The 21,390-nt window shown below is 34.4% G+C and carries 37 protein-coding genes; 36 read left to right on the top strand and 1 reads right to left on the bottom strand.

The window, feature by feature from the left end; genetic code table 11:
• Positions 1 to 5: 5 nt before the first annotated feature.
• The gene (locus F823_RS0101880) at positions 6 to 374 is read right to left on the bottom strand and encodes a helix-turn-helix domain-containing protein (protein WP_002845691.1); all 369 of its coding nucleotides are present in this window, start codon (positions 372 to 374) and stop codon (positions 6 to 8) included.
• Positions 375 to 558: 184 nt separating this feature from the next.
• Here F823_RS0101880 and F823_RS0101875 point away from each other — a divergent pair, with 184 nt between their 5' ends.
• From F823_RS0101875 to F823_RS0101690, 36 genes are all read left to right on the top strand, one after another.
• Complete coding sequence (locus F823_RS0101875) at positions 559 to 756, top strand: helix-turn-helix transcriptional regulator (protein ID WP_019595312.1); 198 nt, start codon at positions 559 to 561, stop codon at positions 754 to 756.
• Between the two features lie 119 nt (positions 757 to 875).
• Positions 876 to 1,307, top strand: a complete 432-nt coding sequence (locus F823_RS0101870; protein ID WP_002845689.1) for a helix-turn-helix domain-containing protein — start codon at positions 876 to 878, stop codon at positions 1,305 to 1,307.
• 2 nt (positions 1,308 to 1,309) lie between these two features.
• On the top strand, positions 1,310 to 1,528 hold the full coding sequence (locus F823_RS0101865; RefSeq protein WP_002845688.1) for a hypothetical protein: 219 nt from the start codon (positions 1,310 to 1,312) through the stop codon (positions 1,526 to 1,528).
• Entirely contained in the window at positions 1,518 to 1,979 is a 462-nt protein-coding gene (locus F823_RS0101860) for a JAB domain-containing protein (RefSeq protein WP_002845687.1), read from the top strand. Before F823_RS0101865 ends, F823_RS0101860 begins: the two co-directional genes overlap by 11 nt.
• Positions 1,980 to 1,991: 12 nt before the next feature.
• A complete protein-coding gene (locus tag F823_RS0101855; protein ID WP_002845686.1) occupies positions 1,992 to 2,225 on the top strand; it encodes a hypothetical protein in 234 nt (77 codons plus the stop codon).
• Positions 2,197 to 2,733, top strand: a complete 537-nt coding sequence (locus F823_RS0101850) for a hypothetical protein (RefSeq protein WP_242831484.1) — start codon at positions 2,197 to 2,199, stop codon at positions 2,731 to 2,733. Before F823_RS0101855 ends, F823_RS0101850 begins: the two co-directional genes overlap by 29 nt.
• Positions 2,734 to 2,832: 99 nt before the next feature.
• Positions 2,833 to 4,797, top strand: coding sequence for an AAA family ATPase (locus F823_RS0101845; RefSeq protein ID WP_019595310.1), 1,965 nt, complete (start codon positions 2,833 to 2,835; stop codon positions 4,795 to 4,797).
• Entirely contained in the window at positions 4,790 to 5,731 is a 942-nt protein-coding gene (locus tag F823_RS0101840; RefSeq protein ID WP_019595309.1) for a recombinase RecT, read from the top strand. The genes F823_RS0101845 and F823_RS0101840 overlap by 8 nt, the downstream gene beginning before the upstream one ends.
• A 2-nt stretch (positions 5,732 to 5,733) precedes the next feature.
• Positions 5,734 to 6,450: an MBL fold metallo-hydrolase gene (locus F823_RS0101835; RefSeq protein WP_002845680.1), complete on the top strand. Its 717-nt coding sequence runs from the start codon at positions 5,734 to 5,736 to the stop codon at positions 6,448 to 6,450.
• 11 nt (positions 6,451 to 6,461) lie between these two features.
• Positions 6,462 to 6,620 carry a hypothetical protein gene (locus F823_RS11125; protein WP_002845679.1) on the top strand — a complete coding sequence of 53 codons (159 nt, stop codon included), beginning with the start codon at positions 6,462 to 6,464 and terminating at the stop codon, positions 6,618 to 6,620.
• The gene (locus F823_RS0101825; RefSeq protein ID WP_002845678.1) at positions 6,613 to 7,557 is read left to right on the top strand and encodes a DUF4373 domain-containing protein; all 945 of its coding nucleotides are present in this window, start codon (positions 6,613 to 6,615) and stop codon (positions 7,555 to 7,557) included. The genes F823_RS11125 and F823_RS0101825 overlap by 8 nt, the downstream gene beginning before the upstream one ends.
• The gene (locus F823_RS0101820) at positions 7,457 to 8,224 is read left to right on the top strand and encodes an ATP-binding protein (protein ID WP_144019821.1); all 768 of its coding nucleotides are present in this window, start codon (positions 7,457 to 7,459) and stop codon (positions 8,222 to 8,224) included. Before F823_RS0101825 ends, F823_RS0101820 begins: the two co-directional genes overlap by 101 nt.
• A gap of 6 nt (positions 8,225 to 8,230) precedes the next feature.
• On the top strand, positions 8,231 to 8,440 hold the full coding sequence (locus tag F823_RS0101815) for a hypothetical protein (protein ID WP_002845676.1): 210 nt from the start codon (positions 8,231 to 8,233) through the stop codon (positions 8,438 to 8,440).
• A 40-nt stretch (positions 8,441 to 8,480) separates the two neighbouring features.
• Positions 8,481 to 9,482, top strand: a complete 1,002-nt coding sequence (locus F823_RS0101810) for a nucleoid-associated protein (RefSeq protein ID WP_002845674.1) — start codon at positions 8,481 to 8,483, stop codon at positions 9,480 to 9,482.
• A 12-nt stretch (positions 9,483 to 9,494) separates the two neighbouring features.
• Positions 9,495 to 9,956, top strand: a complete 462-nt coding sequence (locus F823_RS0101805; protein WP_002845673.1) for a class I SAM-dependent methyltransferase — start codon at positions 9,495 to 9,497, stop codon at positions 9,954 to 9,956.
• A 16-nt stretch (positions 9,957 to 9,972) separates the two neighbouring features.
• Positions 9,973 to 10,386, top strand: a complete 414-nt coding sequence (locus F823_RS0101800; protein ID WP_002845671.1) for a single-stranded DNA-binding protein — start codon at positions 9,973 to 9,975, stop codon at positions 10,384 to 10,386.
• A gap of 9 nt (positions 10,387 to 10,395) precedes the next feature.
• Positions 10,396 to 10,674 carry a hypothetical protein gene (locus tag F823_RS11455; RefSeq protein WP_026333313.1) on the top strand — a complete coding sequence of 93 codons (279 nt, stop codon included), beginning with the start codon at positions 10,396 to 10,398 and terminating at the stop codon, positions 10,672 to 10,674.
• A complete protein-coding gene (locus tag F823_RS11450) occupies positions 10,587 to 10,871 on the top strand; it encodes a DNA methyltransferase (protein WP_002845669.1) in 285 nt (94 codons plus the stop codon). The genes F823_RS11455 and F823_RS11450 overlap by 88 nt, the downstream gene beginning before the upstream one ends.
• Entirely contained in the window at positions 10,859 to 11,356 is a 498-nt protein-coding gene (locus F823_RS0101785; protein ID WP_002845668.1) for a hypothetical protein, read from the top strand. Before F823_RS11450 ends, F823_RS0101785 begins: the two co-directional genes overlap by 13 nt.
• A 17-nt stretch (positions 11,357 to 11,373) precedes the next feature.
• Positions 11,374 to 11,928, top strand: coding sequence for a helix-turn-helix domain-containing protein (locus tag F823_RS0101780; RefSeq protein WP_002845666.1), 555 nt, complete (start codon positions 11,374 to 11,376; stop codon positions 11,926 to 11,928).
• A complete protein-coding gene (locus F823_RS0101775; RefSeq protein WP_019595307.1) occupies positions 11,925 to 12,251 on the top strand; it encodes a hypothetical protein in 327 nt (108 codons plus the stop codon). Before F823_RS0101780 ends, F823_RS0101775 begins: the two co-directional genes overlap by 4 nt.
• 12 nt (positions 12,252 to 12,263) lie before the next feature.
• Positions 12,264 to 13,310 (top strand): DNA cytosine methyltransferase, encoded by a 1,047-nt coding sequence (locus F823_RS10485; protein WP_002845663.1) that lies wholly within the window; start codon positions 12,264 to 12,266, stop codon positions 13,308 to 13,310.
• A 30-nt stretch (positions 13,311 to 13,340) separates the two neighbouring features.
• On the top strand, positions 13,341 to 13,904 hold the full coding sequence (locus F823_RS0101760) for a helix-turn-helix domain-containing protein (protein ID WP_002845662.1): 564 nt from the start codon (positions 13,341 to 13,343) through the stop codon (positions 13,902 to 13,904).
• Entirely contained in the window at positions 13,886 to 14,212 is a 327-nt protein-coding gene (locus F823_RS0101755; RefSeq protein WP_002845661.1) for a hypothetical protein, read from the top strand. The genes F823_RS0101760 and F823_RS0101755 overlap by 19 nt, the downstream gene beginning before the upstream one ends.
• A gap of 12 nt (positions 14,213 to 14,224) precedes the next feature.
• Complete coding sequence (gene dut, locus F823_RS0101750; RefSeq protein ID WP_002845660.1) at positions 14,225 to 15,181, top strand: dUTP diphosphatase; 957 nt, start codon at positions 14,225 to 14,227, stop codon at positions 15,179 to 15,181.
• A gap of 9 nt (positions 15,182 to 15,190) precedes the next feature.
• Positions 15,191 to 15,883, top strand: coding sequence for a hypothetical protein (locus F823_RS0101745; protein ID WP_019595306.1), 693 nt, complete (start codon positions 15,191 to 15,193; stop codon positions 15,881 to 15,883).
• Positions 15,884 to 15,887: 4 nt separating this feature from the next.
• Positions 15,888 to 16,220: a DUF3310 domain-containing protein gene (locus tag F823_RS0101740; RefSeq protein ID WP_002845656.1), complete on the top strand. Its 333-nt coding sequence runs from the start codon at positions 15,888 to 15,890 to the stop codon at positions 16,218 to 16,220.
• Positions 16,213 to 16,617, top strand: coding sequence for a DUF1064 domain-containing protein (locus tag F823_RS0101735; protein WP_002845655.1), 405 nt, complete (start codon positions 16,213 to 16,215; stop codon positions 16,615 to 16,617). The genes F823_RS0101740 and F823_RS0101735 overlap by 8 nt, the downstream gene beginning before the upstream one ends.
• Before the next feature lie 63 nt (positions 16,618 to 16,680).
• Positions 16,681 to 17,112, top strand: coding sequence for a DUF1492 domain-containing protein (locus F823_RS0101730; RefSeq protein WP_002845653.1), 432 nt, complete (start codon positions 16,681 to 16,683; stop codon positions 17,110 to 17,112).
• A gap of 105 nt (positions 17,113 to 17,217) precedes the next feature.
• Positions 17,218 to 17,445, top strand: coding sequence for a hypothetical protein (locus F823_RS0101725; RefSeq protein ID WP_002845652.1), 228 nt, complete (start codon positions 17,218 to 17,220; stop codon positions 17,443 to 17,445).
• A complete protein-coding gene (locus tag F823_RS0101720) occupies positions 17,446 to 18,150 on the top strand; it encodes a phage antirepressor KilAC domain-containing protein (RefSeq protein WP_002845651.1) in 705 nt (234 codons plus the stop codon). It abuts the gene before it with no gap.
• A 6-nt stretch (positions 18,151 to 18,156) separates the two neighbouring features.
• A complete protein-coding gene (locus F823_RS0101715) occupies positions 18,157 to 18,822 on the top strand; it encodes a hypothetical protein (protein ID WP_002845650.1) in 666 nt (221 codons plus the stop codon).
• Positions 18,815 to 19,009, top strand: coding sequence for a hypothetical protein (locus F823_RS0101710; RefSeq protein ID WP_002845649.1), 195 nt, complete (start codon positions 18,815 to 18,817; stop codon positions 19,007 to 19,009). Before F823_RS0101715 ends, F823_RS0101710 begins: the two co-directional genes overlap by 8 nt.
• Positions 18,999 to 19,346, top strand: coding sequence for a DUF3850 domain-containing protein (locus F823_RS0101705; RefSeq protein ID WP_019595305.1), 348 nt, complete (start codon positions 18,999 to 19,001; stop codon positions 19,344 to 19,346). The genes F823_RS0101710 and F823_RS0101705 overlap by 11 nt, the downstream gene beginning before the upstream one ends.
• A gap of 133 nt (positions 19,347 to 19,479) precedes the next feature.
• Positions 19,480 to 19,782: a type II toxin-antitoxin system HicB family antitoxin gene (locus tag F823_RS0101695; RefSeq protein WP_002845646.1), complete on the top strand. Its 303-nt coding sequence runs from the start codon at positions 19,480 to 19,482 to the stop codon at positions 19,780 to 19,782.
• A 214-nt stretch (positions 19,783 to 19,996) separates the two neighbouring features.
• The gene (locus tag F823_RS0101690; RefSeq protein WP_019595303.1) at positions 19,997 to 21,334 is read left to right on the top strand and encodes a DNA methyltransferase; all 1,338 of its coding nucleotides are present in this window, start codon (positions 19,997 to 19,999) and stop codon (positions 21,332 to 21,334) included.
• The last annotated feature ends 56 nt before the right edge of the window (positions 21,335 to 21,390 follow it).

Genomic DNA, 21,390 nt, shown 5'->3' with positions numbered 1-21,390 from the left:
CCTTTCTATTTACCTAATTCTTCTTTTACAATCTCTCTTAACAAATCCTTTAAACCATCAATGTTTTTTATTCCTTGTGTCAGGTCTGCCTTGTGTGCTGCCATTGTTGTAATATCAGTATGTAATGAAGAAGGTTTAGTTCTATTTATTTCTTTAATATCGGTCTTACCTGCTAAATAATCAATAGAAACATCGAACAAGTCAGCCCAATTAGATATGGTATCTAAATCCGGGAGCCTTTTACCATTTTCATACTGTGATATTGTGGACTTATTAAAAGTTGTATAGTACTTTTTATTATAAAAATCCGCCAATTCTTCCTGTGTGTAATCCAATTCTCTCCTTAGTTGCTTAAATCTTATTGCGAAGTTCATAGAAACCTCCTTTCCTAAAATGATACTTTGTATATAAATTATACAACTATATTTTATATTTCACATATAAGTTAACAATACAATAAATAAATAATAGAATTTTACAAAATAAGTATTGTATTTGTTAACATTGTGTTGTATAATTAAGTTAACAAATGCAAAACATATGGATGGGGGTGATAATATGAATAGGTCTCTTAGAATAAAGGGTGCTAGAACAGAACTTGGGTACACTCAAGATAGAATGGCAGAGCTGTTAGGTATGTCAAAACCAGCATACTGCAACAAAGAAAATGGTAAAAATGAGTTTACTGAAAGTGAGATGATAAAAATGTGCAAGCTGCTTAATAAATCACTAGACTACTTTTTTTTAGAAAATTAGTTAACGTAAACAAAACTATATTTTAAATTATAAAACACAAATAGTATAAACAACAGTCACAATTAGTACAAATTGAGAATGTGAGTTGTACATAGGTGGAAGAAAGGAGAATATCACAAATGAGAGAAAAATCAATTTATCAAAGGGCTAGGGAGCAGTCAGGACTAACACAAGAAAAGGCAGCAGAATTACTGAACATAGCCACAGAAACTATAGCTAGTTATGAGTGTGGTAGGCGTAATATACCCGATGACATAGTGGTAGATATGGCTGAATTATACGATTGTCCAATTCTTTGCTATAAGCATCTAAGGAAAAAGGGAACAGGCAAAACGCTACCTGAGGTTGATGTTACTTCTCTAAGCCATGCAGTTGTAATGTTACTTAAGAATGTTGATGATGTTAGGGAGCAGAGCAACAAGATGCTTAACATAGCCTATGACAATATCATAGATGAAGAGGAGTTCGAGGAGTGGCATAGAGTTTTAAATTGTATTAACGGTCTGCAAAAATCTTGCTTGACTATTCAGTATTGCAGAGGGGGTTATTAGATATGCCGAGGGTAACAAAGAACGAGGAAATAAAGGCTAAGGAAAAAGAAGTAATGAAGAAGGTAAAAAAAGAATTTGGATTTACTAGAAAGAAAGATTTCCTAGAGTATGCAAAAACTCAGGAAGATGTAGATTTTAGCTTCTTCTGCAGGTCGCTGGATATGGAAGAGATAAAAAGGTTGAGAGATATAGAGTTTGGGGGTGTAGCAAGTGCTATATAAGACAAGGCAGGTAAGAACTGAAAAAGGGTTGTTTGTTGAGTTAGTGAGGGAAGAAGCTGTTGTTTATCCTGATACTAAGGTCAGCAACCCAGAAGACATACACGAACTAATGAAGGTTTTGGGAGTTGTCCAAAGTGATGTTGAACAGTTGTGGGCTGTATGCCTAAACGCTAAAAATAAGGTGGTCGGTGTGTTCTTGGTGTCACAGGGAACTACAAATTGTACAATAGTAATTCCTAAAGATATATTTAAAAGAGCGTTGTTGGTAAATGCTAATAGCGTAATAATAACACATAACCATCCATCCGGCGTAGTTACTCCTTCTAAAGAAGATAAGGATGTAACAGAAAGATGTTATGATGCAGGCAAAATCATAGGGATAGAATTACTAGACCATATTGTAGTAAGCGAAGATGATTACTATAGTTTTAAAAAAGAAAGTGATATATAAGGAGATTTGAAAATGAGAAGGGAAGAATTAGAAAAGTTTATTAATACATACAATGTTGATAGGGCTACTAGGGTAGAGGATATGGGCGTTGTAAGAGAAGAGGGCGAGGCTTGGGGTGATGACATAATGTTCATAAACAAGCATGGAAAGGCTCAAAAAATGGAAATGGGTGTTATATATAGTTTTGATAAAAGTGTTAGGAGTGTGATGTTTCCAGATGGGACGTTCGCAGGAGTGTGTAGATAGAGAATTAAAAGGAATTAGAATGGGGTTGATTGAACCGGGCTATATTAAAATATCTGACCCTAATGGAACTAAAAAAATAAAAGCTGTTATTGATTGTGTTAGTGACGAAATATCTTTTAAGGCGTTAGAAAATAATAGGGCTATAAAGGAAAAAAGGGAGAGGCCTTATAGATCACAGGAAATAGTGAATCTAAGAGTGAAAAAATTTAAACTTGAAAAAAAGCTAAATGAATTTAACTTTTTACTAGATCAATCAAGGGAAGGTATTTCAACTAAACTATTTAAAATATCGTTACTTCCTGATAGTGGCTTAATAGTGATTGATGATGTGAGTAAGGTTATAAGGAAAGATGTTGAACTTGCCAAGGATCTTAGAAAAAGTCATGTTAAGTGGTCGGAAAATGATGGAGTGTTTAAAGGTTATTTGAGCGTTGCTAACCTGATTGGCGTAAAAAATACCATAAAAAAATATGAAGCGAAATACTCAGCTTCATATAAAAGAAAATAGGTGGCAGGAGAATATCACTAATCCGACCACCAAGATTATAACATAAACCAGAAAGGTTTAAATAGATTATAGCATATTTTAGAAAGGAAAAGAAGAAAAATGAAAAAAATCACTTTGGAAAGATTAAAAATTAGTAATTTTAAGGGCGTTAATAGCCTTGATATTACATTCGACGGGTTAGAAAGCACTATAAAGGGTGCTAATGCTACTGGTAAGACTAGTATATTTGATGCATTTACATGGCTGCTATTCGACAAGGATAGTGATAACAGGGCAGACTTTAATATCAAGCCACTAGACAAGAATAACAACTATCTAAGGGTAGATGTTGAGGTAGAAGGATACTTTGATATTGACGGTATGAAAGTGGTCCTAAAGAAGATGTATAAAGAAAACTGGACTAAAAAAAGAGGTTCATCCGAAGAGGTGTATGCAGGGAATAAGACGGATTATGAGATAGACGATATACTGTATAAAAAGAACGACTATAAGAAGTATATCGAGGACAAGTTTACATCTGAGGACCTATTTAAACTATTAACTAACCCACTATTCTTTAGTACACAAGTTAAGTGGAAGGATGCTAGAGAAATGGTTATGTCTATAGTGGGTGATGTAGCTGTAACTGATGTGGTAGCTATAGAAAAGGATATAGAACCTATACAGGACGATATAGAAGCTAAGGGGGTAGACAATCTACTAAAGTCTAAAAAGGCTAGTATGAAGAAGTTGGCAGACGAGAAGAAAGAACTGCCTGCTAGGGTATCTGAACTACAGAATATGATAGTTAATGTAGATGTTGAAGCAATCGAAAAAGAAATAAAGGGCAAAGAAAATGAAATAAAAAAACTTGAAGAAAAGATGTCTGGTATAAATGATAATTCAGATGAAATAAACAAGTTGATAGCTGAAAAGTTAGAGGTGGAAAGTAGGATAAGGAAAATCAAATCTAATGCTACAGATGCAGCACTATCTAAAAAGAATGAGTTAAGAGGTAAGCTTGCTGATTTTACATTAATTCAAAAAATGAATGATGCTGAACTAAAAACAATGATTACTACAAAGAATTGTCTTGATAGCGACATCAAAAGGTTAAAAGATAGAAAAGATGAACTGGCTAAAGAATATGCAACTGTATACACTGGCAAGCCTGAAAATCTTGATGGTGTAGGTAACTGCCCTACTTGTGGTAGACCTCTTGATAATGCTGATGATGTGATAGAAAAATATATTTCAAGCTTCAATAGTAAAAAGGCTAGTAAGCTTGAAAAAATAGGTAACGAGGGGAAAAGGATAGCCGGTGATATTGAGATAAAGGAAGAACAGTTAAATGAAACTATAGCTTGTATAGAGGGTAAAGAGAAAGAATTAGAAAATATAAATTCAGATCTAAATAAAATAAACGAAGCATTAAATAATTGTTCTTGTGAACCTGAATTTACTTTACAGGAAGTTCACGATATTAGTAATTATGAAACTGTTTTGGATGATATAAAAAAGAGGTTGGAAGTGCTAAAAAACTCTAGTGTAGATAGCGAAAAAGAGGGCTACAGGGCTAGTATAGAGGTTCTAAAAAAAGATATTAAGGATTTATCTAGTAAGCTTGGACAGGCTCAAATAAACGAGAATACAAGGTCTAGGATAGACGAACTTGAAGCTAAGGAAAAGGAAGTTGTAAGGGGGCTTGCAAGTATTCAAAGAGATATAGAATTGTGCGAGTTGTTTATAACTACTAGGGTTAGTTTACTTGAAAGCAACATAAACAATCACTTCAAGGGTGTTGAATTTAAGCTATTTGAAACACAGGTAAATGGTGGTATCAATGAGTGCTGCAAGGCTATGGTTGATGGAGTACCGTATAGCGATTTAAACACTGCTAGTAAAATCAATGCCGGTCTAGCGATTATAGATGTTATAGGTAAACATTATGATGTGAGATTACCTATATTCATAGATAACAGGGAGTCAATTATCAAGCTAGAAAAGGTTGATACACAGGTTATTAATCTAGTGGCTGATGATATAGATAGTTTAGAAATATTGGGAGGTAAGTTCAATGAGTAATCAGGTAACAGAGAGCAAGAAAGGTTATGTAGCAGAGAAAAATATAACTGATAGTGCATTAAACGCTATCAACAAGTATATGAATGATGGAGTATTACATCTTCCTAAAACATATAGCGTTGAAAATGCTATGAAGTCTGCGTATTTAACATTATCTCAGGCTAAGGATAAGAACGGCAAATCCGTCCTTGAATCTTGTACTAAAGAATCAATATATCAATCTCTACTTGATATGGCTGTGCAGGGGTTAACACCTGCTAAAAACCAGTGTTACTTTATACCATACGGTAGCAAGTTAACAATGTCTAGGTCATATTTAGGTACTATAGCAGTTACAAAAAGTGCAGTACCAGAAGTTAAGGATGTAAAGGGATACGCAATCTATGATAAAGATGTATTTGAAACAGAGTTTGACTATAACACAGGGTGTATCAAGATTAAGAAGTTTGAAAGGAATTTTGATAGCATAGACACTAACAGCATAAAGGGTGCTTTTGCTTTAATTATCGGTGAACACGGCGTATTGCATACGGAAGTAATGAATATGGCACAGATAAGAAATGCTTGGTCCATGGGTGCTACAAACGGGAAGAGTAAGGCTCACAATCAATTTACAGACCAGATGGCAATCAGAACTGTAATTAACAGGGCTTGTAAATTCTATATAAATACTAGTGATGATACAAGTGTGTTATTTGCAGATTCGTATGCAAATAGTGATGAAGATACTTCAAGTGAAAGGGAAGTTGAAATTGTAGACGAGAATGTTAGAGAAGAAATAGAAGTTAATGCCAACAATGAGGTGATAGATGCAGATTTTGAAGATGTGCCAAAGGAAGATCTAAAAGAAAAAGAAACAATTCAAAAGGATGATGGGCAGGTAATGTTTGATGGGTTTGATAACCTAGAGGATGATCCTGTAGTACCGTTCTAGCCATGAATAAGATAAAAGTATTAGGTTCAGGGAGTAGTGGTAACTGCTACTCCTTGGAAATGAATAACGAGATACTATTGCTTGACGCAGGGTTCAAGTATAAAGATATATTGAAGTTCATAGATTATAAGATTGATAAGGTTGTTGGATGCCTAGTTAGTCATCTGCATAATGACCACTCAAAAGGTATTAAAGAGTTGGTAGATAATGGGGTTGACGTATACGCCCTAGAAAGCGTATTTACAGACAAAGCAATACAAAATCATAGGTGTAGGGCTGTAACGCCTAGTACACGTTATCAGGTAGGTAATTTCGTTGTTCTAGCCTTTGAGTTAGAACATGATGTAGATAATGTAGGTTACTTAATAAAGCATATACCTACAGGAGAAACAATCTTATATATAACAGATACTTATTATGTTAAGTATAGATTTAAAAACGTTAATCACTTCTTAGTCGAGTGTAACTATTCAAAAGAAATAATTGACAGGACGCTTGAAGATAAGATGTTTTTAAGAAACAGAGTGGTCCAATCGCATTTTGAGTTACACAACTGCATAGATTTTCTAAAAGCTAGTGATTTAAGTAAATTAAAAACTATGACGCTGCTACATCTATCAAGTGCGAACTCGGATGCAGACTACTTTAAAAGCGAGGTTGAAAAGGCTATAGGATATCCAGTAAATATAGCCAAAAAAGGACTGGAAATATATTTGTAAGGGGTGGGGGTATGAGCTATGAAAAAGCTGTAGAGATAGCAATAAATAAACTCGAATGGCAGATGTTAATGCATTATAGAGTTGGCTACAATGATGAAGATATACACAACTACGCTAGGCAGGTGTATATGTTGCAAAACACCTTTGATGGGGGTGTGTGTAGTGGCTAGACCAACTAAAACAGGGATTGATTATTTCCCTCTTGATACTAGGTTTATTGAAGATATAAAAGTGAGAAAAATTAAGAGGGAATATAAATCAGATGCGATATGCGTATTGATCTATCTCCTAGGGATAGTATACGGAGAAGAAGGCTATTATCTTTCGTGGGATGACGATATATGTTTTTTGGTATCGGACACTCTACAAATTGATGAGGATATAGTAAGAGGGATAGTCAATAAAGCCTTAGATGTAGAGTTTTTTGATTATCATATGTACAAAACTTATAGAATATTGACATCAAAAGGCATACAAAATAGATATTTGGCAGCTACAGAAAGAAGGCAAAATACAAATTTAATAGCTAAATACATAATAAAAACAGATGAGTTAATGCAACATAATGTTACAGAAACTGGGGTTAATGTTGCAGAAACTAGGGTTAATGTTACAGAAACTGGGGTTAATGTTGCAGAAACTGGGGTTAATGTAGACAAAAGTACACAAAGTAAAGTAAAGAAAAGTAAAGTAAAGGAAAGTAAAGAAAATACAATCAAAGATTGTAACGCCCCTAGTGCAGGGCGAAGAGGACGCACTTTTACTTTTGAATCGTTGGTATTAGCTAAATATGGCAATGATGAATCCTTACTTGAAGCCTTTAAAGACTTTGAAATCATGCGTAAAAGCATTAAAAAACCTTTGACTGAACGTGCTGTAAAAACTATGTTAACCAAGCTAGAAAATTTAGCAGGTGATGACATTGACAAAACAATAAAAATCCTAGAGCAAAGTATTTTGAATAGCTGGGCTGGTGTATTTGAATTAAAGTCTGGGGGTGATATGTTTGGAACTGGGGGAAATGATTCAGAGGTTCGAGGAAAAGAGAGCCAAGGACAAGGCAAGTGGGACAAATACGACTGGAGCAAGGGAAGAAAAGACGTATAAATGCCCTATTTGCAAAGATTTGGAGTGGGTTAGCCATGTTGAGGAAGATGGGCATGAGGTTATGATTCCATGCAAGTGCAAGGCTGAAAGAGAACTTGAGAGGGCTATAGCGTTTGCTGGAATTAGCGAAAAATTCAAGTCTAAAACCTTTGGGAATTTTGAGGAAACCAAGGCTAACCTAGAAATAAAAAAATCCTGCATGCACTATGTGTCATCAAAGGCTTATAAGCAAAATAAAAGCCTAGTAATCATGGGTCAGGTAGGTAGTGGGAAAACACATCTGGCAATGGCTATAGTCAATAATCTAATAGCTAAAGGCGTTAGGTGTATGTATCTGGAGTATAGGTCTTTTATAACTTTGGTCAAACAGTCTATGACGGACAGGGAAGAGTATCAAAGGCAGATGGATAAGGCTAAGCGTGCAGAGGTCCTGTATCTTGATGATTTTCTAAAAGGCAGGGTTACGGATTCGGATTTAAATGTCTTGTATGAGGTTATAAATGCTAGGTATTTAGCTGATTTACCTGTGATAATTACAACTGAACTGTTACCTGATACGATTAATGATTTTGATGAAGCCTTAGGATCTAGGATTATTGAAATGGCTAGTGATTATATATTAATTAGCAAGGACAAGAATAAACGTCTTGAAAGGCTAGAAAGGTAGGTTGAAATGGCTTTATTATCACCATGTTACAAGTGTCCTGAACGTGAGATTAACTGTCATGATACTTGTTTGAAATACGCAAGTTACAAGGTGGAGGTTGAGAAATTTCACAAGAAAAGGGATTTAGATTCAGTGTTCCAAGGCTACTTCCAAGACGAAACATATAAAAATTGGAAGGCTAGAGAGGGAACGAAAAGAAAGACAGCTTATTATTAAAAAGTCCTACGGTTGGAAGTAGGCAGACGGGAGAAACAATATGATTATCAGAAAAGTAATAACACACGTATTAGACAAGAATGCTGGTACACCAATACTAAGCGAGGTTGAACAGGCTATAACTCCTGAGATTGATGTGTTTTATCAAAAAATTCTAAGGAAAATATTGAGGGATGATGATTTGAGGTTAGCTAAATTCAGTGACTACAACAATAACATTGTTAGAGTATCGACTGACCATGTTATTTATGATGATAAAGCCTTTATAACTGCGTCACAGTCGATAGCTGCATGCTTGTTTAATGTTATGAAAGCTAGTCCTGAATTAGATTCTTGTGACCTTGCTGTAGTTAGCTTTACGCATAAGGATGTAAACCAAGCAGCAGTAGTAATGCTAGATTATAAGAGCCTGTATAACCATTCTATAGACGTTGTAGATGATTGTGTGCAAGTGAAGCTGATAGGCAACGATATGGGCATACAGGCAGGCAGTAGGATAAGAAATGCCATAATCGTAGAGCCGAGTGGGGTTAATGACGAGTGGCAGCTTAGGATACTAGATAAGCAGGGTGAAAGACAAGAAATAGATACTGCATTTGTAACAAATTTTGTAAATGCTAAAAAGGTCCTAGATGAAAGACATCTTACTAAGAAGTTTGTAAGAAAATCTGAGGGTTTCATACAAAACGCATATGGAACTGAACCGGTTAGGGTTGAGGATGCACTATCTGTGCTTTATTACAACGTTAAGGAAGGACAGGAGATAGATACTGAACGTATGGCTGATGAATTATTTAGGGAATATGATTACAGGCAAACGCTATATAAAGAAATTCTTAAAGAACATGGCATAACTAGATTTGTGATTGATAAAACGTGGGTTGAAAAGAAGTTAAAACGCAGGAAGTTACAAACAAACACTAAGATAAAAATATCTGGTTTGGCAGAGGATTTTGAAGATCCTATGAAATTTAGGATGGTGAAGAATGAGAATGGAACTGTTGATTTACACATCAGGAACGTTGAGTTTATAGAGATTTAGTGAGGTGGAGCTATGAAAATATTAGATGTTTGTTGTGGCTCTAAGATGTTTTACTTTGAAAAAGATAATCCTGATGTAGTTTTTATGGATATACGAACAGAATCACATATTTTGTGTGATGGGCGAGAGTTAAATATAAAACCAGATATTATTGGAGACTTTAGAAAAATACCATTTACTGATAATAAATTTGATATGGTTGTGTTCGATCCGCCGCATTTAAATAAATTAGGGGAGAGATCGTGGATGGCAAAAAAGTATGGAGTTCTAAATAAGGATACATGGAAAGACGACATTAAGCAGGGTTTTAAAGAATGTATGAGAGTATTGAAAGAAGATGGAACCTTAATATTTAAGTGGAGTGAAGATCAAATAAAGCTAACTGAAATACTTAAGTTAATAAATTTTAAACCTTTGTTAGGTAACAAAAGGAATAAAACTCATTGGTTGGTATTTTATAAAAAGAGTTGTTAGAAAGAGAGGGAGAATAATGGCAGTAAATAACGTAACAATAGTCGGAAGAACAACAGCTGACCCTGAACTAAGATATTTGCAATCAGGAACAGCAGTAGCTAGGTTTACCTTGGCTGTAGATAGAGATTATAAAAACAAGGATGGTTCAACTACTACAGATTTTATACCATGCGAGTTGATGGGAAGTCCGGCAGAGTTTGCAGCAAACTATTGCACTAAAGGTAGATTGGTGGCTGTAATAGGCTCTATAAGAGTTGATAGGTACGAGCAAAACGGAGAGAAAAAGACATTTACAAAGGTGTCAGGTAGGCAGATACAAGCACTTGAAAGCATGAAGAATAAGGATGATGGACAGGCATCAGGTACACCTAAGTTTGAGCCTACACCACCAGAGTTTAATGCTGTTGATGATGACGATGTACCGTTTTAGGAGGGGAACATGGAATACAAAAGAAAAACTAAGATAGAAATATACAACGATAATTTTCAGAATTATAAGAAATATGGAATACCCAAGGCACAATTAGTGATTGCTGATATACCGTATAACCTAGGTAAGAACGCTTATGCGTCTAATCCGTTGTGGTATAACGGGGGGACAATAAGAAAGGTGAAGATGGCAAGGGTAAAATGGTATTCAATTACTTTAATTGGAAACGTGATAGTAAAAAAGAATACCCGAAGATACATCCAACTCAAAAACCTATTGGAGTTCTAAAACAGTTGATAGAAATATTCACAGATGAGGGGGATGTGGTTATAGATCCAGTTTGTGGAAGTGGTGCAACATTAAGAGCGTGCAAAGAATTAGGCAGAAGCTGCTATGGCTTTGAAATTGATAAGAATTTTTATAAAAGAGCCAAAGAAGAAATGCTAGTAGATAAAAAAGAGGAGCAATTAAAATGGAAGATTTAAAAGAAAAATACTTAAAGAAAATTGATGATATATCAAGTAAGGCTAAGCAGGATATAGAGGAAGCTATTAAGGCATATGAGGAAGAACTTAACAGTCAAGATGGTGGTCATTGGATACCAGCGGAAGAAGAAAGGTATTGGTGGATAGATACAGAAGGGTATGTTGATTGGACAGAGTGGCATGGTTGCACTGATGATGAAGGAAGATTGTCAATAGGCAACGTATTCAAAACTGAAAAAGAAGCAGAATTTGAAGTCGAGAGGTTAAAGATTTTAGCTATTATGAAAAAGTATAGTAGACCTTTTAAAAAAGAAGATGAAAATTGGGTTATATCTTTTGATGAAACTGAAAACTTTATTACCTATGATATTTGGTGGGATATAAACTTTAGTGTACCAATTTTTGAATCAAGAGAAATCGCACAAAAGGTAGTGGAAGAAATAGGTGAAGATAGGTTGAAAAAATATTATTTTAGAGTTGAGTAGAAAGAAAGGTGTCGTATGTGAATCAGTTTGAGAAAAAGGAAGTCGGACAGAAGATTAGAGCGATAAGAGAAGCTAACAAGATGAGCCATGGTGATTTCGCTAAAGCTTTTGGAGTAAATGTTAAGTTAGTTAGGGAGTGGGAAAAAGGGGTCAACCTACCTAATCCTAAAAAGCTAGATAAGATACTAAACTTTAAACCTAATAAAAAGCCTGCCAGCAAGCCACAGGAGAAGAAAAAGACAGCATCCAATCCAATTGGTAAGAAAAAGGTACACATAGTGACAGAAAAGCAAATGGAAGCTATAAGACAAGAACAAAGTGAATTAGCATTTGCTAGGGTGTTTAGTGTTATGTTGTCACTACCAATTTTGGCATTAGCAGAAGAAGGATACGGGAAAAAGAGATTAAATAGGTTCATTGACAGAACTCTTTTACTGCTAAGAGAAGTTGAACAGGGACGTATGAACATTTGGGAAGTTAATCAGGAAATAAAAGAAAAGTACGGAATTGATATATCTGTAAGTGATGATTTACAGATTGAGAGAAAAGGAGAAAAGGAAGTGTTTGCATGATAGATAAAAAAGTCGTTATAGCTACTGTATTAAGTTGTGTAATCAATCTGTCTTGTGGTTGTTATATAGGATATAGGTTAGCTGAAAATGACATAAAGAACTATATAGGCAGGGTAGTATCAAAGGAACACCAGCCACGTGAAGTTAGATTTGAAAAACAAAAAGAATGGATTGATGGAGAGTTAAAAGAGGTTGAAAATCCAGTAATGCTAGATGAAACGTTCACATTAAAAGTTAAAGATGTATTCGGAAGTGTTTCATCGGTAAATGTCACAAAAGAAGTGTACAAGCAGTTTGAAATTGGAGATAAGTACAGGAGATAAGGAGATTAAAATATGAATTTCTTAGACTGTTTCGCTGGGATAGGTGGTTTTAGATTAGGCTTAGAAAAAGCAGGTCACACTTGCATAGGATACATTGAAAAAGATAAATATGCAAGACAAAGTTATGAGGCTATATATGACGCAGGAAAGGAAAAGTTGATTGGAGAAGATATTACAAAAATCACAGATGAAGAATTTAGAAAACTTAGAGGAAAAGTTGATATGTTGGTCGGGGGATTCCCTTGCCAAGCTTTTAGTATCGCAGGACATAAAAGGGGGTTTAGTGATACCCGAGGAACTTTATTCTTTGAACTTATTAGGGCAACCAAACAAATCAAACCACAGATTTTGTTATTTGAGAACGTCAAAAACTTATTGTCACACGACGAAGGAAAGACATTTGAAACCATCCTCTATACGCTGGATGAGTTGGGGTATGATGTCGAATGGCAATTGCTTAACTCAAAAAATCACGGAGTTCCACAACACAGAGAAAGAGTGTTCATTGTTGGACATCTTAGAGGAGAACGTGGACGAAAGGTATTTCCTATCAGATCGAGTTATAAACAAACTCCTAACAGAAACGAAAAATCAACTAATACCATTACAGCAAGGTATGGAGAGGCACAATCCAACGGATCGTATGTTATTAAAAATAAACAAAAGAAAAAAATAGATAAACTTACTATTTTAGTGAAAGAAGCAACAGTAAAAGGTTATTCGGAAGCATGTTTGGGGGACTCAATTAACTTAGAGTACCCAGACAGTAAAACTAGACGAGGTAGGGTAGGCAAGAAAGTTGCACAAACTTTAACCACATCATGTAATCAAGGAGTAATAATTTCAGTAGAGGATACGCAAGTGGTTATGCCTGAAAATACCAAAGAAAAATATAGAGTCAGGAAATTAACTCCTAAAGAGTGCTGGAGATTACAAGGTTTTCCTGACTGGGCATTTGATAAAGCAAGATCGAGTGGGGTAAGCGACTCACAGCTTTATAAACAAGCAGGTAATGCAGTTACAGTAAATGTAGCATATGAAATAGGTTTAAGATTATAAACATATAATAAATATTCAGGGGGGTAAGTGATGAATTTATTTGATAAAAAATCAACTGGGGCCAATATACGGAAGATTAGGGAATTTTACTCCCTATCCGAAGACCAGTTTGCAGAACAGTTAAAAGTCAAGGTTGTAAGAGAGTGGGAAAAGGGTGTAAACTTACCCAATCCTAAAAAGCTAGATAAGATACTAAACTTTAAACCTAATAAAAAGCCTGCCAGCAAGACACAGGAGAAGAAAATCAAAAGTAGAGTGTGTGACAAGAAAAAGGCACACATCGTGACAGACGAGCAATTAGAAGAAATAAAACAGAATGCATATAATAGAGCTTCTGCACGAATATTAGAGAGTATGTTTAGCTTGCCACTAATAGCACTTGAGGATGAAGGTTTTGGACAGAAAAGACTTAATAGAGTTGCTGATAGAATGTTAGAGTTACTTATTGAAGCAATAGAAGATAGTAACAAATTAAAGGAATATCAAATACATCTAGCTAGTAAATATTATATAGCAACTGTAGTTAGTGAAGACTTTAAAAGAATTGAAAGAGTGAATGAAATGGAGGTGAAAAGGTGGCTAGAAAAGCAATAGTATCGATTATTTGTTTAGCTATAATATTGACATTTGGACTAGGTGCCTTTACAGGTTATAGGTTAGCTGAAAACGACATAAAAAACTATATTGGCAAGGTAGTATCAAAGGAACACCAGCCACGTGAAGTCAGATTTGAAAAACAAAAAGAATGGATTGATGGAGAGTTAAAAGAGGTTGAAAATCCAGTAATGCTAGATGAAACGTTCACATTAAAAGTTAAAGATGTATTCGGAAGTGTTTCATCGGTAAATGTCACAAAAGAAGTGTACAAGCAGTTTAAAGTTGGAGATAAGTATAGGAGATAAGGAGATTAAAATATGGAATTAAAAGTACTAAAAGTTAGAGAAAATGCAATATTACCAAGGTACGCACATGGGAACGAAGATACAGGAGCAGACCTATATGTTAGCAAGGTGAAATACTTTAAAGATGGCGAGTTAACAGAGTGCCTTAATCCTGATGGCTATGTATTGCAGCCATTTGAAACAATATTATGCCTGACAGGTTTTAAGATTGAAGTTGAAGATGGAACGGATGTACAGATAAGACCAACATCAGGGAACAGCCTTAAAACACCACTTAGAATACCTAACAGTCCGGCAACTATTGATAGTGGGTTTAGGGACGAAGTAGGAGTAATAATTCAGAACATATCTAACAACAGGTTCAAGGTGAACATAGGGGATAAAATCGCACAGATGGTAATATCTAAGGTTGAGCACCCTAGCATAATCGAAGTGGATAAGCTAAGTGATTCTAAAAGAGGTGACAACGGATATGGTAGCACTGGAGTAGCTGGGGAAAAGAAAGAAGAAAAATCTAAGCTAAGATATAAGGTTGGTGACGAAATTATATTAAAGTCTAATTTAAAGGATTGTGATAAATTTGATAATCATGGATTAATTTATAATGATGAGATGGCGTTTTTAAAGGAAGAACTACATGAAATAGAAAGTATAAATAATCTAAATTATTACAAGGTTGCAGGTTATAGCATTGTGGATGATATGATTGACCACGAAAAAACACTATTCCTTAACTCTACAACTAAAAACGAGAGAATTTTCTTGAAATTGCTTGATGGTTATTATAATTGGATTGCTAAGGATGAATCCGGGGAAGTATATATTTACCGCGAAAAACCGTATAGGGATACAAATACGAAAGAACTTTATTGGTGTGCGTGTGGTGCAGAAATTGTAACAGATTTACAATTTTTAAATCTAAAGTGGGAACACTTAGGTACAGACAGTCCAGTAAAGATATTTAGGTAGGTGGTTTATGTGGCTAAAAAATGGACTAGAGAACGAATAGAGTTAGTTAGGAAGTACTTACATAAAGGATTTACCGATAAAGAAATAGCAGAAATAATGACCGACATTGAGGGTGATAAGAGTTATAGATATACTCCTAGCATCATAAACACGACTATATCTACATACCAGCTATTAGGGGGTATATCGCTTAAAGCATTGGTTAAGTCTGGGAGAAATGTTAAATGGAATGATGAATTAATATCGGAAGTTATAGACCTAGCTGATAAAGGATTCACTGACTATGTTATAGCAGATATGATGACTAAAAAGCATGAGGTTAAGTTTACACAAAAGCAGATTTTAGGAGTTAGGTCAAGAAGAAGGATTCAAAAACCTAATAAGAAACCTGCTGAAGAAAAAAATAAAAAAATTGATAATACAGACTACTTTAAAAGAATGGCGGAGATAAGTCTAAAAACAATAAAGGATAATAGACAACAAACTGCTAGGATTAGAAAGTTTAATCTTGAAGAGGGTAAGCTATACACTATTAAGACCGATAATACTAGTTCAAACAATAGACGAGGAATAAAGGTATATAGAGAATTAAAATTCTTGTATATGACAGACTATGTATTGTATTTTAAAGACAAGCACGGTATAACTAAGTCCTTTATAAGAGACAATAATTCAGTAAAGGTAAAAAAGATGGAGATATAAAAAAATGATGAAAGATATATTAGAACAGGTAATAAATGAAGTATTTGAAGATATCGAAAAGGAATTAAAAATGGAATCTAAACAACAGGTGGAAAATATAAATCGTGTCGAAATTAAAAATCCTGTAAAGCCAAGTCATTATAAGTTAGATGGGTTATATACAGATACTGGTGATGCACAGGTGAAGGATGTGATTAAATCAGTGCTAGGTGAGCAGGGGTATAAAAATTGGATAGTCGGTGATGCCTTAGCTTATGTAATGAGACATGAGAATAAAAACGGACTTGAGGATATTAAAAAGGCTATTGAGATGTTAGGGTGGCTCGTAAATGATTAGATGGTCTGAGGACGAGTTTAATAAAAGGTTCGGGAAGAGAGTAGCAAAAACAAAGGGTAATAAGTACAAGAATAAAAAAATAACCTACAACGGATTAAAATTCGATAGTAGGAAAGAGTTTAACAGGTATATTGAATTAAAAAAGCTTGCTAATTTAGGTTATATTAAAGATTTACAACTACAGGCACCATTTATATTACAGGAGAGTTTTAAGGATAACAGAGGGCGTACAGAAAGGTCTATAAAGTATCTAGCAGACTTTGTATATACTAAGGATGGGGTTAAGTATGTTGAGGATGTGAAGTCTGCAATTACTAGAAAAGAGCCTACATACGTTATAAAACGTAAGCTATTCAAGTATAAGTACCCTGAGTATACATTTGTTGAATATGATTAATGGCTGGTGACTGTTTATCTAGTTAGTTAGGTGCGAGATTAAGTATTGAGGAGAAGTTTATTAATGCAGAAAATAGAAAAGAAAAATGTTAATCGTGCAAAACGAGAGTTAAAAGACATCAACTACATACAAGATAATATTGATTCTCTAGGACGTCAAATAATCGAAATGCGTGCATCAATAGAGGGGGGAGCAATCAACTATGGAGACAAAATACAGTCAAGTTCGAGTGGGAAAGAAAACTTGATCTGTAAGTATATTGATACTAAGTCAAAGCTGGAAGATTTAAAGGCTGATAAAATGGAAAAGTTAGCCTTATATAACAAAAGAATTGACTGCATCCCTAATGAACTCTATCAAAATATACTAAGAATGAAGTATATCGAGGGTATGACGTTACTTCAAATTTCTTTAAAGTTAAATATCAAGCAAAGGACGATTGAAAGATATCATGGAAAAGCCTTGATTGAGTATGAAAACCTTATTGAAAATTAGTACTGTATTAACTTGTTAATAATATTATAGCTGACCTGCACTACAAATATAAGCTACAGTTAGTACAGGTTGGCTAGGTAATATCGTACATTATGGGGGATAAAAATGATTGAAAGAAATGAGAAAATAAAGGTTAGAGATAAGAACAGAATTATGAAAATAATAAACAAGGCAATCTCTAGCAACGGGAAATTAAAGATAGATTTCTATACACTTAACACTAAGGCAGCAAGTAAGGTGTACAAAGGAAAGGAATTAAGGGAGATAAGAAAAAAGCTATACGATAGGATTATACCTCTTACATGGAGCGTGGTTATACAGGAGGTGGACTAAATGAACGAATTGATAACTGTAACAACTAATGATAATCAGGAACCAGTAGTAAGTGGCAGGGAACTACATTCAAGGCTAGAGATAACAGAAAGATATTCTAGTTGGTTTAATAGAATGCTACATTATGGTTTTGTAGAAGGAGAAGATTATTTAGGGTGTAAAGTTTTTAACGCCCTAGCCAGACAAGAATTAGATGACCATATGGTTAAAATAGATATGGCTAAAGAAATATGTATGATTCAGAGGAACGAAAAAGGTAGAGAGTTCAGACAGTACTTTATTGAAGTTGAAAAGGAATTTAATAGCCCTGAAAGAATAATGGCTAGAGCGTTATTGCTGGCAGATAAGAAAATTAATACACTAGAATTAACAATAAAAGAGCAAAGACCTAAAGTATTATTTGCTGAAAGCGTTGAAGCTAGTAAGTGTAGTATATTAATCGGTGACCTAGCTAAGTTAATCAAACAGAATGGGTTTGATATAGGACAAAATAGGCTATTTGAGTGGTTACGTAAAAATGGATACTTAATAAGCCGTAAGGGAGAAAGTTATAATATGCCTACTCAACAATCAATGCAAATGGGACTATTTGAGATTAAGGAAAGTTCTGTAGTGAATGCTAATGGGTCTGTAAGGCTTACTAGGACCACGAAGGTTACAGGTAAAGGACAGATATATTTTATAAATAAATTTATTGGGAGGTAATATAAGATGGCATATTTTCATACTAATTTAAGGTATCATGAAGATAAAACAGAGAAAAGAAAACTAAGCAAGGAAGATGTAGAGTTCTTAAAAGCATTGCAAAAAGAAAGAAATACACAGGATAATTGTGGTACTGCTGATGTGAGGACGTGGGTTATAAAGGATAGGAAAGATTTACAAGCTAACGAAGATAGTTATGATTATACGGTTTTATATGATCCTAATCGTTGTCGAGCTTTATCGACAGAAGATATATACAATGAATTAGTAGAATATATGGAACAAATTAACGATATTGAAGTTTGTGATGTTGTGTATAATCCAAAGGAAGATAGACTAATATTTGAATATGACGGATACAGGGGTGCTACAGTATATGGGACTAAGGATGGAGAAGATTCAATATATGTAGATGATAACGCTTTAGAGTTTATACAAGAATACTTATATGGTGAGGATGTTCAAATATGCTATATGCAAAAAAACTGGGTTCATGAATTTTGTTTCTTAACTCAAAAAGCAGCAGAAAATTATTTGAAAAGAAAAGGGCATAACCACCACTCGGATGCTCATACATATTGTATTTGTACATATTGTGACCCTGAAATCGCAAAATTGATGGAAATATTGGAAAGAGTAGATTGGGATAAGGTAGGGGCAACTAATGAATAGTGGAGAATTATTAATTCATAAGATTAATTTAAAAGCATATGAATATGCTATAAAATGGCTACAGTACGAGATGAAAGAATTGGGTCCGTTTTCAGGGGATGATGAAAGACTAGATGAAATAAAAAATGAAAAACAAGTAATAGAAATGCTATTAAACTTAGAGAGGGAAGCAGCAAATGAGAAATAAAATAAAAATGCACTTAAAAGATAAACACTTCCAGATGATGAAAAATGGATCTAAAAAAGTAGAAGTAAGGCTGAATGATGGGAAAAGACGACAATTGAAGTTAGGAGATGTAATATTATTCAAGAACCTAGAAACCGGTGAAGAACTGGAAAGAAAGGTGAAAAGAATAAAACTATTTACAATGCCTTTTAGGTTGCTAGGTAGGTACAGGCTACAGGATTTTGGGGATGAATACAAGGAAACAAAAGACCTAGTAGAAGAGATTCATAGTATTTATGGCCTAGTCGATATACATAAGTATGGGGTGATGGCTATAGAATTAAGTGAGGTTGAGTAATGTGTAAGATTAAAGGAAAGGGAAATAAAAGTAATGATGTTTAAGAAAAAGGCAAGTATTAATACTTATATAAAGTTATCACCTAGGATGCAAAGATATACAGAAAATTTGAATAACATAAACGGGGGTAGGGATGAATAATAAAAGAGTACTTGAATATCCTGTAATACTAAAGTCAGAAAACAGATGGATTATTATAGATATACCTGATTTAAATTGCACTACACAGGCTGAAAACATAGGGGAAGTAATACAAATGGCTAGTGATTGTATAGAACTAATGTTGATGGATATGTACGAGGATGAAGAAGATTATCCTAAGCCTAGCAAAATTGAGATGCTGGATTATGATATTGAAAAAGAAATACCAGTATTGGTGAAGATTAATCTAAATAAGGTGGAAAGAGCTACACATAAGACTAGGGGAGAAAGGTAAAAAAATTATCCTAAAACGTGATATGGCGTGTTTTGGCGGGTAACTTTATGTTACTATGTCAATGTGGTAATCTCGGTTATTTTGATTATCACAAGCTGATACTATGTTGCTCCCAATAATTAAAAACTGCTAAATTGACGATATAACATATGTTGTATCGTCTTTTTTGGTGGGATTGGTGGGACAACAAAATATAATTATATGGGAGGTAGAAATGGAAAGGGAAAGGGAAATTGTAATGGTATGTCTTGATGATATTGTTCCTTATGAGAACAATCCAAGGCACAATGAAAATGCAATTGATAAGGTTGCTGAATCTATAAAAGAGTTCGGGTTTACTAATCCAATTCTATTAGATGGTGATGATGTTATTATTGCAGGGCATACGAGGTATGAGGCTTCTAAGGTGTTAGGGCTTGAGGAAGTACCCTGTATGTATTTGACTGATTTATCGGATGAACAGGTTAAGGCTTATAGGCTAGTTGATAATAAGACTGGTGAGTTTGCTGAATGGGATTTTGAGGCACTGCAGGAAGAGTTAGACGGTATAGATATAGATATGGATTTGTTTGGGTTTGACGATTTATTTGCTGAATTAGATAATAATAATTCGGGGGAGGCTGGCTCAATCTTGGGAAAAAACAAAAATAATCCGGTGGATAGTAATTTGGCGGATACTTTTCTATTTTCTCCGTTTTCTTATATAGATACAAAGACAGATAGGTGGCAAAACAGAAAAAAAGCGTGGAAAGAATTAGGGATTAAATCAGAAGTTGGTCGAGAAGATGGATTAATTTTTTCAAAGGCACTAATTAACGAATCATTAGCAGGAACGAGTATATTTGACCCTGTTTTATGCGAACTTGGTTATAGGTGGTTTTCTCCTAATAAAAATTGCAATATAATTGACCCGTTTGCTGGTGGTAGTGTAAGGGGTATAGTTGCCAATGTGTTAGGGCATAGTTATACTGGGATTGATTTAAGGCAGGAACAGATAGATGCTAACTTTAATAACGCTAATGAAATGGGGTTAAGTAATATAAAATGGATATGTGATGATAGTCAAAATGTATTAGAACACGTCAATGAGGAGTCACAGGATTTAATGTTTACTTGTCCACCGTATTTTGATTTGGAAGTATACTCAGATAATGATAAAGATATAAGCAATATGGATTATAATTCGTTTTCTGAAATTTATAGTAATATACTTAGAAGAACAGCTAGGACATTAAAAGATAATCGCTTTGGCGTTGTTGTTATTTCTGATGTTAGAGATAAAAAAGGGTTTTACAGGGATTTAACTGGATTAACTAAACAGGCTTTAGCAGAAGAAGGGATGTATTTTTACAATGATTTAATATTATTAAATAGTATAGGTACGGCTGCTATTCGTGCTAGAAGGTATATGGCTAATAGAAAGGTTGCTAGGCTTCATCAGAATGTATTGGTGTTCTATAAGGGTGATCCAAAGAAAATTAAAGATGAGTTTGGGGAGTTAGAAACATTAGAAGAAGAGGAAATTTTCTCTACGAAAGGACTGGACATATAGCTAGTTATCGTTTATCATACTGATATAGTAAATAGTTGTTAATTATTAGGAGGCGT

This window comes from Peptostreptococcus anaerobius VPI 4330 = DSM 2949, from assembly GCF_000381525.1.
In the GTDB taxonomy this organism is placed as follows: Bacteria; Bacillota; Clostridia; order Peptostreptococcales; family Peptostreptococcaceae; genus Peptostreptococcus; species Peptostreptococcus anaerobius.
The sequence above is the reverse complement of the archived record's forward strand: the minus strand, read 5'-3'. Positions and strand labels throughout refer to the sequence as shown.